Here is a 16047-nt window from a genome sequence, read left to right as displayed (position 1 = left end):
TAAGTAACACGTTCTAGTATAACGTTCTACTTAATAAGTTTACCCTAATAAAATAGCAAATAAACAAAAAAAATACAACTGCTTTTTAATAAACAATTGTATTTTCGTCTTATTGTACAAACAAGACTGCACAGTTTGTACTTTTTATTTGATTTTTTATTTATTTTTACCAAATTTATATTTCTGTATTTTCAATTTACAAAACAGAAGGGCAACTTTCTCTAGCAATATATTCAACGGGAACTTTTATTCTCATAATCTCCTTCTGTCTGAATTTCAAAATATCGTATAAAAGAATAATGCATTTCTTACCCATCTCCTCGATTGGAACTTTAGCGACTGACAAAGAAGGAATCGCATATATTTCCTGTTCGTCGTCTCCATTTCCCACTGCAATTACTTTTACATCTTTTGGAATCTTAACTCCCTTTTCATGCAAGGCCCTTACAGCACCTATGGCAATAGCGTCCGAACTGCAAAAAACGCTGTCAAATTCAATTTGATCCTGCATTACTTTGTTAATCAGTCCATAGCCGCTGCTTATCGTATCTTTTCCGGTCACGAGATAGGGTTTCGACACCTGATAGGAAAACAGATAGTTCTCAAAAGCTTCTTTCCTTATCTCCATGCCTTTAAATCTTGCAGGTGATGAAAGCATTAAAATCTTTTTACATTTATTTTCAATAAATGCTCTGGCCGCATATTCGCCCAGGTTCTGATCATCAATATTGACGCTGCAATAATTATCGGAGTAACGGTTATAGATTACCATTGGCTTACCCAAATCGACGCTGTCTATAAATTCCATATCCTGCTCCGACGCATTACATAGTATTATTCCATGACACATCTTAAGTACCCGCTCCGTCATAGCTTCCTGCAACTGTCCGTTAATGTATGGCTTTATAATCAATTCGCAATTCAGATTATTTTCCATGATCTGTTCCTGCAGCCCTCTGAGAAAACGGATCATGATTCGATCCCGCTCATCAGACGTCCAGAAAATCGTAATATAATACGTAAACCGTTCCTCCAAATTGCTGCGGAGTGTCCCGGCCACTACATTGGGATGGTAACCCATCTCCCTTATAACATCCCATATTTTTTTCTGAGTCTTTTCAGATATCTTTCTTTCCTGACCTTTGTTATTCAACACAATGGATACCGTTGATGTTGAAACTCCTGCTCTCTCAGCTACATCTTTAATCGTCATTAGCCTTCCCCCTTTTCTTTAAAAAACAGCCTTTTCGCATTACGTGCGGTTGTTTCCACTACCTCCTCATAAGAAATCCCCTTAACCTCCGCTATTTTCTCAGCAATAAGCGGAAGGTTCAGAGAGGAATTCCGTTTTCCTCTGTAGGGCATAGGCGCCAGATAGGGGCTGTCCGTTTCCAGGAGAATGTTCTCCATAGGGATATATTCCACCGCTTCCCTCAGTTTCTTCGCATTGTTAAAGGTGATGACTCCCCCAATGCCGAAGGAAAAGCCCATCGCGAGAAATTCCCTCGCCGTCTCCTTCGTATAGGAAAAGCAGTGAATAACTCCGCCTACCTCCTCCGCACCCCCGGCCTTCATCATATCCACCGTATCCTTTGCAGCATCTCTGGAATGAATGATTATCGGAAGTTCTACCTCCCGTGCCATTTGAAGCTGCCTGTCAAACCACTTTTTCTGGGTCTCTCTATCCGGCTCGTCCCAATAATAGTCCAGCCCGATTTCCCCTACAGCTACAATTTTGGGAAGGAAGCATTGCTCCTTCAGCCATGCGAATTTTTCCTCGTTAAGCTCCGCCGTATCGGAAGGATGTACTCCTGCCGCACCATATATAAAAGGATACTTCTTCGTTAAGGCTATGGTGTTTGCCGTAGTCTGAATGCTTGCTCCTATATTTATTACGTATTCGATGCCGTTTTCCTTAAGGCTTTCAAGAAGCTTCTCTCTGTCCTCTTCGAACGCCTCATCGTCATAATGGGCATGACTTTCAAATATCATCTTTGCTTTCCTGCTTTCATATATTTATAAATTGACTTTTTTTTTAAAAAGTGCTTGCAAACTAAAAGACATTATACTATAATAACACTTGCGTTGTAAACGTGACATAAATAATGTTTTACATTTTGCGCTGCTAGCTCAGTTGGTAGAGCACCTGACTCTTAATCAGGGTGTCCAGGGTTCGAGCCCCTGGCGGCGCACGCCAAGTACTGATTTTGTGACCTAAGCGTCATGGGGTTGGTACTTTTTTTATTTCCGGATTTCATTGCAATCATTTCGAAAACGTGATATTATTTTATCAGAACAAATGTTTGTATTCAGGAATTCAGGTGACATTATGGAACAACTTTCTCTTTTCGATAACCGCAGTGTGGCAGGGCCTCTGGCCAGTCGTCTGCGTCCCGATTCTCTGGAAGATTTCATCGGGCAGGAGCATCTTCTTGGCGAAGGCAAATTATTACGCCAGCTCATCGACCACGACCAAATTTCTTCCATGATCTTCTGGGGTCCTCCCGGAGTAGGCAAGACCACCCTCGCCAATATTATAGCAAAAAAGACCCGTGCATCGTTCATTAATTTCAGCGCAGTGACCAGCGGGATCAAAGAGATTAAGGAAGTGATGGCTCAGGCAGAGAACAGCCGGGCTATGGGGCTTAAGACGGTTTTGTTCGTGGATGAGATCCATAGATTCAACAAGGCGCAGCAGGATGCCTTTCTCCCCTTTGTGGAAAAAGGGAGCATCACGCTGATCGGTGCAACTACAGAAAACCCCTCTTTTGAAATCAATTCCGCTTTGCTATCCCGACTGAAGGTATTTGTTTTGCAGGGTCTTACTGTCGACAATCTTGTACAGTTACTGGGAAACGCTATCCATAGCTCTTCCGGCTTCGGACAGACACAAATCGATATTTCACAGGAGCTGTTAAGAGCTATCGCCGTCTTTGCAAACGGAGATGCCAGAACGGCGCTTAACACTCTGGAAATGGCAGTTACCAACGGAGAAGTGGGGACGGGGAAAATCACGGTGACAAAGGAAGGCTTGGAGCAATGTATCAGCAAGAAGTCCTTATTATATGATAAAAACGGCGAGGAGCACTACAATCTCATATCTGCGCTGCACAAGTCTATGAGAAACAGTGACCCCGACGCCGCTATTTATTGGTTGTCGAGAATGCTGGAAGCAGGAGAAGACCCTTTGTACGTGGCCAGGAGGCTCATCCGCTTTGCCAGTGAGGATGTAGGAATCGCGGACAGTCAGGCTTTGCCGCTTGCCGTCTCCGTTTATCAGGCCTGCCATTTTATAGGTATGCCCGAATGCAATGTGAATCTTGCCCACGCCGTCACCTATCTCTCCCTGGCACCTAAGTCCAACGCTCTTTATATTGCCTACGGGGAATGCCGGCACGACGCCCTTCATACGATTGCGCAGCCGGTTCCTCTCCATCTGTGCAATGCACCTACCAAACTCATGGAGGATCTGCACTACGGAGAGGGCTATGAGTATGCACACGATACGCCGGAAAAGGTTGCCCGCATGGAATGTCTGCCGGACTCTTTGAAAGGACGCTCATACTACCGGCCTACCGAGCAAGGTGCTGAGAAGGAGGCTAAGAAAAAATTAGAAGCGGTCAAGAAATGGAAGGAAGGCTAATCCGACGACTCCACTCACAACTATTCTACCGCAATATAAATATGAATTTCATATTCTCCATTTTCCCTGACACTCACATACTCCTCAAAATCACCGGTAAATGTCCTCTTCAGGTCCGCCGCCCATATATCGCCCCAGGATTTACCCACCGCAGACATATCGCCGATAATTACGAACTTCGCATAGTGTCCTTCAGGAATTACTTTAAGTACCATATCCTTAAGGACATTGTCCGAACTGTTAACTTCGCAGCCCACGGTTATGTCGTATTTCCCGGCCGCACCTTCCTCATAATCCGAATAAAGTCCGATGGAGCTTTCCCCTGTTTTGTCCGGTATTGCATCAAACAACCCTTCCCCAAAAAGACGTTCCCAGAGCCCGCCAATGATTTCACCCATTGCCGGATCGACGTTGCTCGTCCGCGCATTCAATCCCATGACCTTTTTTTCTTTCAATGTTACGATTTGATAATCCATACTCTCATTCTCTCCTTACATTATTTTTATTGCTTCTTGGACTCATCCGGTTTATAATTCCGAAATCCTCCTTTCACTTTGTATGGATTCATAATAGCATGGATAATATGACATCAATATGTCATATTTGATATTGTTTCAAAGCATTTTCTAACTCTTTTATCATTCTATCTCTTACCCTTTCCGGGCCAAGTATTTTCAAATCTGCTCCGAAGGTCAGAAGATGCTGGTACAGCCAATCGTTCTCCGGCATGAGCATCCGTACCTTGTAACTGCCGTCCTCGAGCTTTTCCACATCCTTTTTATCCATTTCATCCAGTATGCGGTATGCCTTATTGTCGGAAATAAGAGCTGTTACGGTTATCATATCATCCGCATATATATTTTTTGCACCTGCTGCTTCTTTTTCCACGTTTGAAGTCGAACCATCTGGGGAATCCGCATTGTATTTGGAAACCGGATTGCCTTGAGCAACCGGCTTTTTCCTCTTCTCAAAATATTCCTCCAATACCCGCGGTTCCTCCATGCGGCTCAATTTAAAAAACCGGAAGTCTGCTTTGTCCATGCACCATGCATAGAGATACCACGAGCTGGCACGGAAGACGAGCTTCAAGGGCTCCGCGAGACGCCTGCTGCTCGTTCCGTTCGCTCCGCTATATATAAAAGTCACCCTCTTATGGGCAAAAATTGCTTCCTTCAGTATTATGAATCTCTGGCTCACCCCATCATCCGAGTTCCACGAAGAAAATTCTATCTCTATCCAATCCTCCTGTTCTCCGCCAAAAAGCGCGGACAACTTAGAAAGCGCCGGCCTTATCTCCTCTTCCCGCACCGCATTCATTCCATGAAGGGCCTGCATAATCATTTGCTGCTCCTGCAGTGTAAGCACCGACTTATTCAGCACGTAGTTCTCCGTAAGCCGGATTCCTCCTCCTTTTCCTTTCATGGTATAAATCGGGATTCCTGCCTGGGAAAGTGTATCTATATCCCTGAATATCGTCCGGACGGACACTTCAAAGTGCTCCGCAAGCTCTGCCGCCGTAACCGTCTTTTTATCCAATAATATGTATATAATTTCGAATAATCTGTTAATCTGCATATTCATCTGCCTCTTTACGATACTGTTCACGACCTTCTCAGCAACGCATGCTTTCTGCATGTAATTCGCTTTACAACGGTCTGTATTCTTGATAAATTTATTTTAACTCTCATTTTGGTGCATGAAAAGAGAGGATTAAATGATTAGTATTAAGTAAACTAAGAGCATAAGGAGCTAAACTATGGAATGGATAGAACGATTTAACAGCGCTATAAATTATGTAGAAGAACATTTGAAAAAGGATATCGACTATGACAAGCTTGCAAGGATAGCCTGCTGCTCCACCTATCACTTTCAGAGAATGTTCTCTTATATGGCTGGAGTGCCGCTTTCCGAATATATCCGCAGGAGACGGATGTCCCTCGCCGCAGCGGATATACAGGGCGGGAATGAGAAGATTATTGATATTGCCCTTAAATACGGCTATGATTCGCCCACCGCATTTAACCGTGCATTTCAAAACATTCACGGCATAGCGCCTTCTCAGGCAAGAACAGAGGGAATCAGCCTAAAAGCCTATCCTCCTATCAGCTTCAAAATAACAATTAAAGGAGAAGCGGAAATGAATTACAGAATCGAAAAGAAAGACGCATTTAAAATTATAGGAGTCTCTAAACCGCTCCATCAGGATATTGAAGAAAACTTTGAAATCGTTCCGCAAATGTGGCAGGAAGCTGCCGTAAATGGTACGATACCTATGCTCGCTTCATTCATGAACATACAGCCTATGGGCATATTGGGGGTCAGTGCCTGTAACGAGCTTAAACAGTGGAAATACTATATCGCAGCTGCAAGCACCCTGCCTGCGCCGGAGGACTTTGAGGAATACACGGTCCCTGCTGCAACGTGGGCTATATTCAGCGGAGAAGGACAGTTCTTGTCTATCCAGGAATTAGAAAAAAGAATTGTCACGGAATGGCTTCCCTCCTCGGGATACGAATATGGCAATGCACCGGATATCGAGGTTTATCTCTCTCCCGACCCTGAAAATGCCAAATATGAAATTTGGATACCCGTCATCAGAAAGGAGAATTTATAATGGTTCATTTGGTTTACTGCAATGACAAGGAGATGGAGCTTGAAAAAATCCTTTCCGGGGACCAGCGCATGTTAATTCGAGGCGCCGCCGGAAGAAAGATTCCCCATAGCCGGGTATTTCCAGGGGAAACTCTATATCTGATGAAAAAGGGGACCGCAAGCATTTCTGCAATGGCGACCGTAAAGGATGTACAAAACTATGTAAAGCTGGCAGAAGAGGAAATCGCAAAAATTATGGCGGATAATCAGGATAAGCTCTGCCTTTCCCCGTCGCAAAAGGTCCGGTGGCATAAAAAATGCCTTTGTCTAGTGGAATTAGAAAATTTACAGCAAATAACGCCCCTCGCCTTTGACCATCAGGGCAATATGGACGATTGGCTCATTCTCGAAAAAATAGAGGACGTTGTGGCGGGCACCAGCATTCCTTATAACTATGAGCATAGCAAATTTAAAAAATAGATTGCCAGCTATTTCTTCATTTTGAACCGGACAATGTTCTTCTCCTGCTCGCAGTCTAAAATATTCAGCGAGTTGACAAAGGAACTGAATTTGGAATGTCCGAAATTGCGCACGTCGAAATCCGGAAAGCGTTTGCCCAGCTGGTTTCTAAGCTCGGAGGAATGGATCCACTCGTCATCGTCGGAGCCTTCCTCCACCAATGAAATAATCGCTTTTTTTATCATGGCCAGGTCTGTCTGCGGCCTTAATTCTTCTTTTTCCTTTTTGGGGTCATTCCCTTTTGCTGCTTTTTTCAAACGGGTATTTTTAGAGGCTGCCTTCAGCACGGCGGACTCCTCCTTCTTGGAGGTGCTTTCTTCCTCCTGTTCCTTGGAAAGCAGAATATCAAGATACTTGAATTGGTTACATGCCGAAATAAAAGGCTTGGGCGTCTTGCTTTCTCCCATACCTACCACATACATTCCCGATTCCCGAAGCCGCATCGCCAGTCTGGTGAAATCGCTGTCCGAAGAAACGATGCAGAAACCTCCCACGGTGCCGGAATAAAGAATATCCATAGCGTCGATGATCATCGCCGAATCTGTGGCGTTCTTTCCCGTTGTATAGCCGTATTGCTGAATTGGTGTAATAGAGTTATCCAACAATACATTTTTCCACGACACCAATCTCGTGTTGGTCCAGTCTCCGTATATTCGCTTATATGTCGCTATCCCGTTTTTCGCCGTTTCATCCAAAATAATCTTTACATACTTATCGGAAATATTATCCGCATCGATCAGTACCGCAAGCTTCAGTTCTTTATCCATAAAATTAAACCATACCCTTTCATAAACTTCTTACTAAATTATATTTAATCAAATTCTATCACATTTCTCCGTAAATATCATAATAAAATGCGTATTGCTGCAAAATTCCCGCATACCCTTCATATTTTTCAAAGGGGAATCCATCGGGATAATACTTTAAAAGCACTGTTTTAATATGCGTATCCACAGGAAATGCCTCCACATGATGAAGAGCAAAAAGACAGATACATTCCGCCACCTTGATGCCGACGCCGCATAATTTCATCAGCTCCGCCCTGGCTTCCTCATAGGTCATATCTGCAAGTCCGGCAAAATCTATCTCTCCTTCCACGATCATTCTGGAGGATTTCAATATGTATCGGCTTCTATAGCCCAGATTGCAGCCCTGCAAATCCTCCAAGGTCAGCCCTGCCAGTCTCTCCGGCGTGGGAAAGGCATAATATTTCTCCCTCCGGATGTTATACTTCTCTTCACCGAAGCTGCTGCACAGCGATTGCACGCACTTCTTGATCCGCGGAATATTGTTCTGCTGGGAAATGATGAAACTGATGGTTGTTTCAAAGATTTCCTGTCTTAATATGCGGATACCGCTGCCGCAGCTCACTGCCCGCAGCATATATTCGTCCGTCTTGTCCACCGACCGGTATATTTTCCGGTAATCTCTTCCACAGTCGAAATAGTTTTTCCACAGCTTATCCCATTCCTCCTGCGTGCAGGAAAAGCAAATACCATCCGTCGTCTCTTCCATTTCCAAATATTCTCCGTGGGCAATGAGTGCATATTTCTTTTCCTGTTCCATTATGGGATTCATCCGAAAGCACTGTCCGGATTTGCTTATCTTCTCCAAATCGAAATCATTTATCTGCACCTTTATCATTTCGTATCTATACTTCCTTTCCATGTATGTCTGTAAACTTATTGACCGGACACTTAGACATACCTTAATATCCGTCCTGCTGCCCCACATATTCGAAGCTCGCTCTATGGTCGGTAAAATCAAAGATCGGTTTTCCTGAAACGGTAAATCGACAGCGGACTGTGCATGCAATATTTTCCTCTATTTTCCTGTGCATGCTGCCTTTTTGAGGAGCGTACAACAAAAGCTTATCCTCTTTCTCCCCAGCGCGTTTCCCGTTCTCTTTCGCTTCTTCCTTTGCCTTATATATTTCAAGTTTATATTTCCCCTGCTTTATAATCAGAATATTGTGCGTATTTTTCATAATCCGGGCTCCCATATATGTGGCCAGGCGGTACTCCCTTCCCTGATACAAAATGGCACAGATACAGCCGGTAAACGTAAAGCATCCAAACGGAATATGAGCTGCAGAAGCCATCATGGAACAATCCCTCTTTCCTGTCCAGCCGACACACTGGGCCCACGTATAAAACAGAGGAAAGGAACTGCCGGAATCTTTCTCCACATATCCCGTTCCATTGGAAAAATCATACTCCCTGCCGTTTATTGTAAGCCTTCCGTCTATGCTGTGAAGCATGCTCAGAACCCCGTGGCGGCACTGCATAAAGGGAAGAAAGCGAAAGGGGCCCATAATATCCGATAAAAGCTCAGTAAACGGCGAATAGTACAGGATACCGGTTATCGTTACATTTTCGTTCTTCAGATTTACACTGATTCCGCCCTCAGAAAATACATTATTATTTATTTTAACATAAAATTGCTTTTTTGAAGCGTAGAATTCTTTCTCTTCGAAAGAAAAACAATAAGTGCCCTCCGCTGTCACCACCTGAACGGAAGCCGTGCGCTCCCCTTTTTCATTCACGTGAAATGCCGGAATAAAGGCTATGGAAATATTGTCCTTTTGATGCTTTAAATACCAGCCCTCAAAATAAGCCTTTTTTCTATGTCCTCCCCGAAAATTATTCATTTGCAAGATCCTCGATCGCCGGATTGTCTATTACCTTGCCGTCGCCGTCAAAGCGGGAGCCGTGACAGGGGCAGTCCCAGCTTAACTCGTCCGGATTCCATTCCAGCGCGCAGCCCATATGGGTACATTTAGGCGTGGTAGTGAAAACTCCTTTGCTCAATCCTTTTACCGACTGGATACCATCCTGTGCGAGGCTGCCTGCCGACGCCTGAAGATGAAATCTCTGGGGAGTAAAAAGCTCCTCATAAGGACTCTGCCCTTTCGCAATCAAATCGCTGATCAGCATTGCTGAGACCATGGATCCTGTCATGCCCCACTTCCTGAATCCCGTGGCCACGAACCAGTCGGGAGTGGAGGCTGAAAATTGTCCGATATATGGGATATCGTCGAGAGGCATACAATCCTGCGCGGAAAAATGTGTGATTTCCTTACATCCGGGAAACCATTTTTCCGCAGCCATACGCAGCTTCTGATAGCTTCCTCCGCCAGTGTTCTCTCCGGTTCTATGACCGCCGCCGCCTAATAAAAGATAATCTCCGCTTTTCCGAAAAGAAAATCCCTCCTTGTCGATACCGATATACATATGATCCATCTGCTTCGTATTCTTAAGCGTAATCACATAACTCCGTTCCTGATGAAGCCGGAGGAAATAATATCCGGGAATATTAATAAAAGGATAATGAGCTGCGAATACCACCCGCTTAGCCTTCACCGAGGCCCGGTTTGTAATTATTTTATTTTCTTCTTCCGTCCGTTCCACCTCAAGTACCTTTGTATCCTCGTAAACAGTGATATTTTCGGATATTTTTTCCAAGAATAACAGAGGATGGAATACCGCCTGATCGTAAAACCTAAGTGCACTCTTTACCGGAAAAGGCAGCTCTGTTTTGTTCGTAAGCTCCGCGCATATTCCAAGACGCCTTGCTGCCTCTTCCTCTTTCTTTAACATATCCGTTTCCTCACAGGAATAAAGATAGGCCGAGCACTCCCTGAACATGCAATCAATCTGTTTATCTTCTACCAGACTCCGAAACTGGGCAATGGCGAGACGGTTTGCCTCTGCATAGAGCTTCGCGTCCTTCTCCCCAATTTCCTCGATTAATTTATGATAAATAGGACCATGCTGCAAAGTAATCTTGGCCGTGGTATTCTTCGTCTGTCCGCTCCCTATCCGCGACGCTTCCAACACCACTGTGGGAATTCCTTTCTTTTCCAGAAAATAGGCAATCAATATACCTGCCATTCCGCCGCCGATTACTACCGTGTCTGTTGTTATATCATCTAATAGCGGTTTCCTTCCAGAAATATCTGCCGTCATTGTCCATATGGAATCCATAATTATGCCTTCTTTCATATTATTTGTACATAATAAGTATTCACATAAATACGGCATGTTAAACCGTTAGTTGTAACTACCCTGTGCTTTCTCAATTGCCTTCATTTTTTCTTTTTGCGCAATGAATCTGCAAGCATAGTCAGTATCTCGATGTCCTCCTCCGAAAGCTCCGTCACATCGATGTACCTGCTTTTTTCTATACCCAGGAGATAGTCAGTGCTGACCCGGAAAATACCCGCCACTTTTATCAATACCTCGTAAGATGGATATCTCGTTCCCGCTTCATAGGAGCAGATTGCACTTGTCGCCAGACCCAGCCGGTCCGCCAGCACCCTTTGCGTCAATTTTCTTTCCTTCCTCAATGCCCTTAACCTTATACCGAATTTTACCAATAGTCACCCCTTCTTTCACATATAGTGTATCTTCTATTAATTCCGTTTTGGTAAAATTATATTCACATATTGCGAAATTTGATATTGAAAAAATAGCACCAAAGGAGTAAAATAGTAATAATTTACAAATTATTCCGATATATGACAGAGGAGTTCCAATAATCAGGGGAATTGACCAATGAATTACACGTTATGTGAAATTACACGAGAATTATGTGAGACTTACCTTTTGAATCCGATAAGGAGCAAAGGCAGTGTCAAGAATTATTTTGATGACGACTTAATACTTATAGGTACCGGAAAGCATGAAATATTTTCCTCCCTTGCCGCTTTTAAGTCTGTTTGGAATAATTACGATGATGATATTGCTTTTGATATTTTAAGTGAATGGTATGAATGCCGCCAGCTTTCTGAAAGTATTTATTTGGTATACGGCTGCTTATGGATGAAAGAGAAAGAAAATAAACAAAAAGAACTTCTTATAGAAATGGATACTCGCCTCAGCATTATCTATGAAGTGAAAGGCAATTCTTATAAAATACTCCATATCCATCATTCCGTACCGAATACAGAGCAGGGGTATGATGAACATTACCCGAGGTCAATAACCGAAAAAGCCAATTCCATTATTGCTAAGTTCAAAAAAAAAGCAGAGCAGGATTCCATGACAGGTCTTCTTAATCATAGTACCTTTGAGCAGTGCATTAACAAACATATAAAAAACAATCCAGTAGGAGTTTTTTATATGATAGATATCGATGATTTCAAACAAATCAATGACATATACGGACATGAGCAGGGCGATAAGGTAATCAGAGATTTCGCAGAGCTGCTTACCGTTGTTTTTAGCAGCAATGCGTATCTGGGCCGGCTGGGCGGAGATGAATTTGCCGTTTTTGAGCCGGAGCTATCGGACAAATCACTGATCAAGCAAAAAGCGAAAAACGTCATTAATGAATTCTCTTCTCTCTCCCGCAAATACGGCAATGAGCTACAGCTAAGCTGTTCTATCGGAATTTCCCTCATCAATAATATAAGCGGCAGCTTCAGTCATTTATACCGCAGTGCGGATCAGAATCTCTATCTGTCCAAGAAAAACAAACGAGGAACTTATCACTTAAATGAGGATATATAATCGCTTACGCGCCATTATATATCCTCTCCTTCTACTCTGCATTCCTTGCAATAACCATAAAGCTCCAATTTATGGCCCGTAATCACAAAATCATCGTTTTCTGTCTCTATCTTCGTATGCTCGAACGGACATTTCTTAAGCGCTATCAGCTTGTGACATTTCAAACATATTGCATAATGCTTATGAGTACCGAAGTTCCATTCATAGTACGCCATATCTCCGCCCATCAGCGTGGATTTCGAGACATAACCCTTTTCTTCAAAAATGCCCAGCGCCCTATATACCGTTGAAATCGCAAAGTTAGAATTCCCGCATGTCTGTATCAGGCGGTTATAAATATCCACTGCGCTTACCGGCTCCGTTTCCTCAGATAAAATCCGAAAAATTTCTTCCCTCTGTTTCGTCCTCTTTATCTCTTTAGGAAAAGTCAATTCCTCACAATTTTTCATACTGTAACTCCTAAAAGGTCAATTACTATTCCTGCAATTACCCCAATCGCATAAAGTATAACTGTAATCCTTATATTTTCTTTCAAATCATCGTTTACACGAAACAGAATAAGAAGCCCCACACCGGTTCCGGCCAGCAGGCCCGCCATCATGGACCCCAGCCCCATCATGCCCTTTAAGTAAAGCTGAGTAATCGCGATGGAAGAGGCACAGTTAGGTATCAATCCCACTAAGCCCGCTACTACCTGTCCAAGAATAGGCCTATTTAAAACCAGATTGGATAGAAAATCCTCTCCCACGAGATAAATTACCGTATTCAGTACAAAAGAAATCGCGATGATAAAGAAGAAAATATTAAAAGTATGCCGCGCTGCCGATCGGAATATTCCTTCCTCACAATGGCAGTTTTCATTTTTGCAGACGTGGCCGATATCCATATGCCCGCTTTCTTCGTGACTGTATGCATGTATGCTTTTCCTCTTAATCAGCAAATCAATGATTAAGCCGGCCGCCATACCGATTGCCACTTTCATCCCCACAAGCTTCAGAATCACGGATATATGCACCTGTTCGGAAATCAAAATAGGCAGCATTTCATCGGAAGTAGATAAAAATATTGCAATTAATGTACCAAGAGTTACAATTCTTCCGGCATATAGGTTGGAAGCCGCCGCAGAAAATCCACATTGAGGAAAGGCTCCTAATATACTTCCCGGAATTGAGCCGAAACGGCCGGATTTTTCTATCGCCGTCTTAGTCTTCTCCCCCATCTTATGTTCCATATATTCCATTGCAAGATAGGTAATAAATAAAAAAGGGAAAAGCTTCACTGAATCTATCAGCGTATCTATGATTACATCTAACATAAAAAACCTCCGTTAACAAACTGTAATTTCGTTGATAAAGACGCCTTTTAGCCTTTCCATATCGAATTGCCTGGTAAACCATTCGCATTTGCATAAAAACAGATAATAAATATTTAAGCCGCAGCCATGAATTGTTTCGAAGTTTCCCTGTCCTTTGGAAATTATTACATCCGCCTCGCTTATCGCCTGCCTTGCCTCTTCGGATAAATAGCTTATCTGTGTCCCGGCGATTCCGCTTCCATTGCCGATCACCTCCGCAATTTCCGTAAGTCCCACCGCCCTGGCATCCTCCATGGTAGCATCGTTTAATACAGCAGTTCCACGTACGATCACCTTTATGTGTAAATCGGGATATTGTTCCTTCAATATTTTAATCAACAGTTTATCCGCTACTATCTCTCCGCAGTTGTCAGTGAGATAAACTAATTTCCCTCCGGATTGCAGATCCTTCTGAAACATATGAAAGGTTCCTTCTTCCAGCTCCTCTTCACTCGCCTTATTAAGCAGTTGCAAAAGCTCATCCCGGCTCACCTGATTCATTGTACCATAGTCTATATAGTTTGCCGTTCTGGCATAATTCAGCGCGTTTGAAAGCATTTCTTCCTTGCTTCCGCCCATACGGATCCCCTCTTCCAACTCCTGCTCCATGGACAGCATCATGGAATTAAATTCCTCTTTTTCCCTTTCATAATCGGGAAATGCACCGAAATACCTCTTATATACAGAATTGATTTTATACACGAGGAAAGGGGCTGAAGCCTCCGAATCCGCAGAGCCGATAATACCCGCCACCTCTTTCATATAAGCGGCTTTTTTGTTCTCACCCTCTATGCTTCGAATACGCTCCTCCTGCTTATCGATCAGACATCTGATACACAATGAACTCAGTTTCATCCTTTTATCCTTTCCCGATAATTAATCATCAATTCGATTATGACGGAAAACGAGAATAAATGCAACCAAGCATACCAAAAAATTAATAGTAACCACCAAAATTGTCTCACCGGTCAAGTGATAGCCGGAAGGACTGCGCATAAAATTTCCTATCTGCTGCCCGTAAATATACTTCGACACCTTGCCAATCGCCTCATTAAAATAAGCTATCATCGGAAGAAAAGAAATTACCATGCTGATCGGCACCGCCAGCGCATTGGCACTCATGGAATTATTGGCAAAGCCTCCTATTGCCAGACCCAGCACAATGGAGCAGATACAGCCGATTCCCATACATAATATAAACGCTGCTCCGCTCCTCAAATCGTATCTTCCCATAGCGAGATAGCTGCCGCCCATGATCATCGTACAGAAGAACACGAAGCCCCCGATGCCCATCAAATATTCAACCGGACGTATTCCCGACATAATCAGCACTCTGAGAGTATTTTTCTCCTTTTCTTCCGATATGATGGACGCTGTTACCACCACGGGAGTAAAGACAGCATGCATGGTGGCAAATATTGAAATAAAGAAGTCTGTCTGTCCGAGCTGGTCGCCCACCGAAGTAGTCATGACAGCTGCGACCAACGGATATACGAAAAACAATACCAATACTTGTGTATTTTTTAAAATATCCTTACACTGCTTTGTAAAAACAGCCCCTATATGAGAAATATCAACTTTCATTCTTCAAGCCCCCTTCCTGTTAATGCGAGAAATACCTGTTCTAAGTCCGGCTCGGAAGAATGGATCGAGACTACATCTCCCTGCTTAAAAAGTTCCTCAATTCTTGCCGCATTCTCAGGCACATTTGACAATATTATTAATTGATCGTTTTTTATAAGTATATTTATCTTATTTTCCTTATTGTACTTCCGGCACAGCTCCCTTGGTCTTCCATATTCTATTATATTTCCTTCATGCAAGAGAGCAATATTATCGCAAAGTTTTGCTGCCTCTTCCATATTGTGAGTCGTCAGGAATATCGTCGTACCTTCACTTTTGAGCCTTAACAAAAGCTCGTGTATCGACTTTGTCGTCGCAGGGTCCAAACCGCTTGTCGGTTCATCCAAAAATAAAAGTTTGGGGCTATGTAAAATGGCCCTCGCCAGTATCAATCTCTGCTTCATTCCCTTCGACAGCTTTCCCGCAGGAGTTTTTTTCTCCCCTCCAAGACCTACCAGTCCCAGAGCCTCTTCAATTCTCTTTTTATCGATCTTATATATATTTACAAACAATTTCAGGTTATCATAGCAATTAAGGCGCTCATAGATACCGCTGTTATCCATCACCATTCCTATTTCCCTATAATTATTCTCCTTCAGCCTATTACAGCTTTCCCCGAACACAAACGCTTCACCGGAGCCTGCAAGCTGCCCCGTCAGAATTCTAATAAGCGTCGTCTTGCCTGCCCCCGACGGGCCAAGCAGCCCAAATATCTCCCCTTCCTCTATCTCAAATCCGACGTTTTTCAAAACCTCTTTCTCCCCAAAACTTTTTCCCACATTCACTAGTCTGACAGCTTTCAC

The 16047-nt window shown here is 43.3% G+C and carries 18 protein-coding genes and 1 tRNA gene; 5 read left to right on the top strand and 14 right to left on the bottom strand.

From position 1 onward, the window contains the following. Positions 1-196: 196 nt before the first annotated feature. Positions 197-1213: a LacI family DNA-binding transcriptional regulator gene (locus V6984_RS00315; protein ID WP_342757845.1), complete on the bottom strand. Its 1017-nt coding sequence runs from the start codon at positions 1211-1213 to the stop codon at positions 197-199. Next, positions 1213-1992: a TatD family hydrolase gene (locus V6984_RS00310; protein ID WP_342757844.1), complete on the bottom strand. Its 780-nt coding sequence runs from the start codon at positions 1990-1992 to the stop codon at positions 1213-1215. Before V6984_RS00310 ends, V6984_RS00315 begins: the two co-directional genes overlap by 1 nt. Before the next feature lie 127 nt (positions 1993-2119). Here V6984_RS00310 and V6984_RS00305 point away from each other — a divergent pair. Beyond that, positions 2120-2192, top strand: a tRNA-Lys gene (locus V6984_RS00305). Positions 2193-2329: 137 nt separating this feature from the next. Beyond that, a complete protein-coding gene (locus V6984_RS00300; protein ID WP_342757843.1) occupies positions 2330-3643 on the top strand; it encodes a replication-associated recombination protein A in 1314 nt (437 codons plus the stop codon). A gap of 20 nt (positions 3644-3663) precedes the next feature. On the opposite strand, the gene V6984_RS00295 is transcribed toward V6984_RS00300, so the two are convergent. Continuing rightward, on the bottom strand, positions 3664-4119 hold the full coding sequence (locus tag V6984_RS00295; RefSeq protein ID WP_342757842.1) for a GyrI-like domain-containing protein: 456 nt from the start codon (positions 4117-4119) through the stop codon (positions 3664-3666). Positions 4120-4240: 121 nt separating this feature from the next. Continuing rightward, entirely contained in the window at positions 4241-5278 is a 1038-nt protein-coding gene (locus V6984_RS00290; protein ID WP_342757841.1) for a YafY family protein, read from the bottom strand. Between the two features lie 121 nt (positions 5279-5399). On the opposite strand from V6984_RS00290, the gene V6984_RS00285 reads away from it, so the two are divergent. Beyond that, complete coding sequence (locus tag V6984_RS00285; RefSeq protein WP_342757840.1) at positions 5400-6257, top strand: AraC family transcriptional regulator; 858 nt, start codon at positions 5400-5402, stop codon at positions 6255-6257. Further along, positions 6257-6715: a hypothetical protein gene (locus tag V6984_RS00280; RefSeq protein WP_342757839.1), complete on the top strand. Its 459-nt coding sequence runs from the start codon at positions 6257-6259 to the stop codon at positions 6713-6715. Before V6984_RS00285 ends, V6984_RS00280 begins: the two co-directional genes overlap by 1 nt. Positions 6716-6723: 8 nt before the next feature. Here V6984_RS00280 and V6984_RS00275 read toward each other — a convergent pair whose 3' ends face one another. The 5 genes from V6984_RS00275 to V6984_RS00255 all read right to left on the bottom strand — a co-directional run bounded on the left by V6984_RS00275 (position 6724) and on the right by V6984_RS00255 (position 11084). After that, positions 6724-7521, bottom strand: coding sequence for an NYN domain-containing protein (locus V6984_RS00275; protein ID WP_342757838.1), 798 nt, complete (start codon positions 7519-7521; stop codon positions 6724-6726). Between the two features lie 58 nt (positions 7522-7579). Continuing rightward, positions 7580-8422 carry a DNA-3-methyladenine glycosylase family protein gene (locus tag V6984_RS00270; RefSeq protein ID WP_342757837.1) on the bottom strand — a complete coding sequence of 281 codons (843 nt, stop codon included), beginning with the start codon at positions 8420-8422 and terminating at the stop codon, positions 7580-7582. A 40-nt stretch (positions 8423-8462) separates the two neighbouring features. Further along, positions 8463-9404: a tocopherol cyclase family protein gene (locus tag V6984_RS00265; RefSeq protein ID WP_342757836.1), complete on the bottom strand. Its 942-nt coding sequence runs from the start codon at positions 9402-9404 to the stop codon at positions 8463-8465. After that, positions 9397-10740 carry an FAD-dependent oxidoreductase gene (locus V6984_RS00260; protein ID WP_342757835.1) on the bottom strand — a complete coding sequence of 448 codons (1344 nt, stop codon included), beginning with the start codon at positions 10738-10740 and terminating at the stop codon, positions 9397-9399. The genes V6984_RS00265 and V6984_RS00260 overlap by 8 nt, the downstream gene beginning before the upstream one ends. Positions 10741-10841: 101 nt before the next feature. Next, entirely contained in the window at positions 10842-11084 is a 243-nt protein-coding gene (locus V6984_RS00255) for a helix-turn-helix transcriptional regulator (RefSeq protein WP_342757834.1), read from the bottom strand. A gap of 226 nt (positions 11085-11310) precedes the next feature. Here V6984_RS00255 and V6984_RS00250 point away from each other — a divergent pair, with 226 nt between their 5' ends. After that, positions 11311-12267 (top strand): diguanylate cyclase domain-containing protein, encoded by a 957-nt coding sequence (locus tag V6984_RS00250; protein ID WP_342757833.1) that lies wholly within the window; start codon positions 11311-11313, stop codon positions 12265-12267. Positions 12268-12281: 14 nt separating this feature from the next. Here V6984_RS00250 and V6984_RS00245 read toward each other — a convergent pair whose 3' ends face one another. The 5 genes from V6984_RS00245 to V6984_RS00225 are packed head-to-tail and all read right to left on the bottom strand — an operon-like array spanning position 12282 to position 15993. Continuing rightward, a complete protein-coding gene (locus V6984_RS00245; RefSeq protein ID WP_342757832.1) occupies positions 12282-12716 on the bottom strand; it encodes a transcriptional repressor in 435 nt (144 codons plus the stop codon). Then, positions 12713-13582 (bottom strand): putative manganese transporter, encoded by an 870-nt coding sequence (locus tag V6984_RS00240; protein ID WP_342757831.1) that lies wholly within the window; start codon positions 13580-13582, stop codon positions 12713-12715. Before V6984_RS00240 ends, V6984_RS00245 begins: the two co-directional genes overlap by 4 nt. Positions 13583-13594: 12 nt before the next feature. After that, complete coding sequence (locus V6984_RS00235; protein WP_342757830.1) at positions 13595-14476, bottom strand: damage-control phosphatase ARMT1 family protein; 882 nt, start codon at positions 14474-14476, stop codon at positions 13595-13597. Positions 14477-14497: 21 nt separating this feature from the next. Continuing rightward, positions 14498-15205 carry an ABC transporter permease gene (locus tag V6984_RS00230; protein ID WP_342757829.1) on the bottom strand — a complete coding sequence of 236 codons (708 nt, stop codon included), beginning with the start codon at positions 15203-15205 and terminating at the stop codon, positions 14498-14500. Continuing rightward, positions 15202-15993 (bottom strand): ABC transporter ATP-binding protein, encoded by a 792-nt coding sequence (locus V6984_RS00225; RefSeq protein WP_342757828.1) that lies wholly within the window; start codon positions 15991-15993, stop codon positions 15202-15204. Before V6984_RS00225 ends, V6984_RS00230 begins: the two co-directional genes overlap by 4 nt. Positions 15994-16047 lie beyond the last annotated feature (54 nt).

The sequence above is a fragment of the Kineothrix sp. IPX-CK genome (genome assembly GCF_039134705.1).
GTDB classification, from domain to species: domain Bacteria; phylum Bacillota; class Clostridia; order Lachnospirales; family Lachnospiraceae; genus Kineothrix; species Kineothrix sedimenti.
The sequence above is the reverse complement of the archived record's forward strand: the minus strand, read 5'-3'. Positions and strand labels throughout refer to the sequence as shown.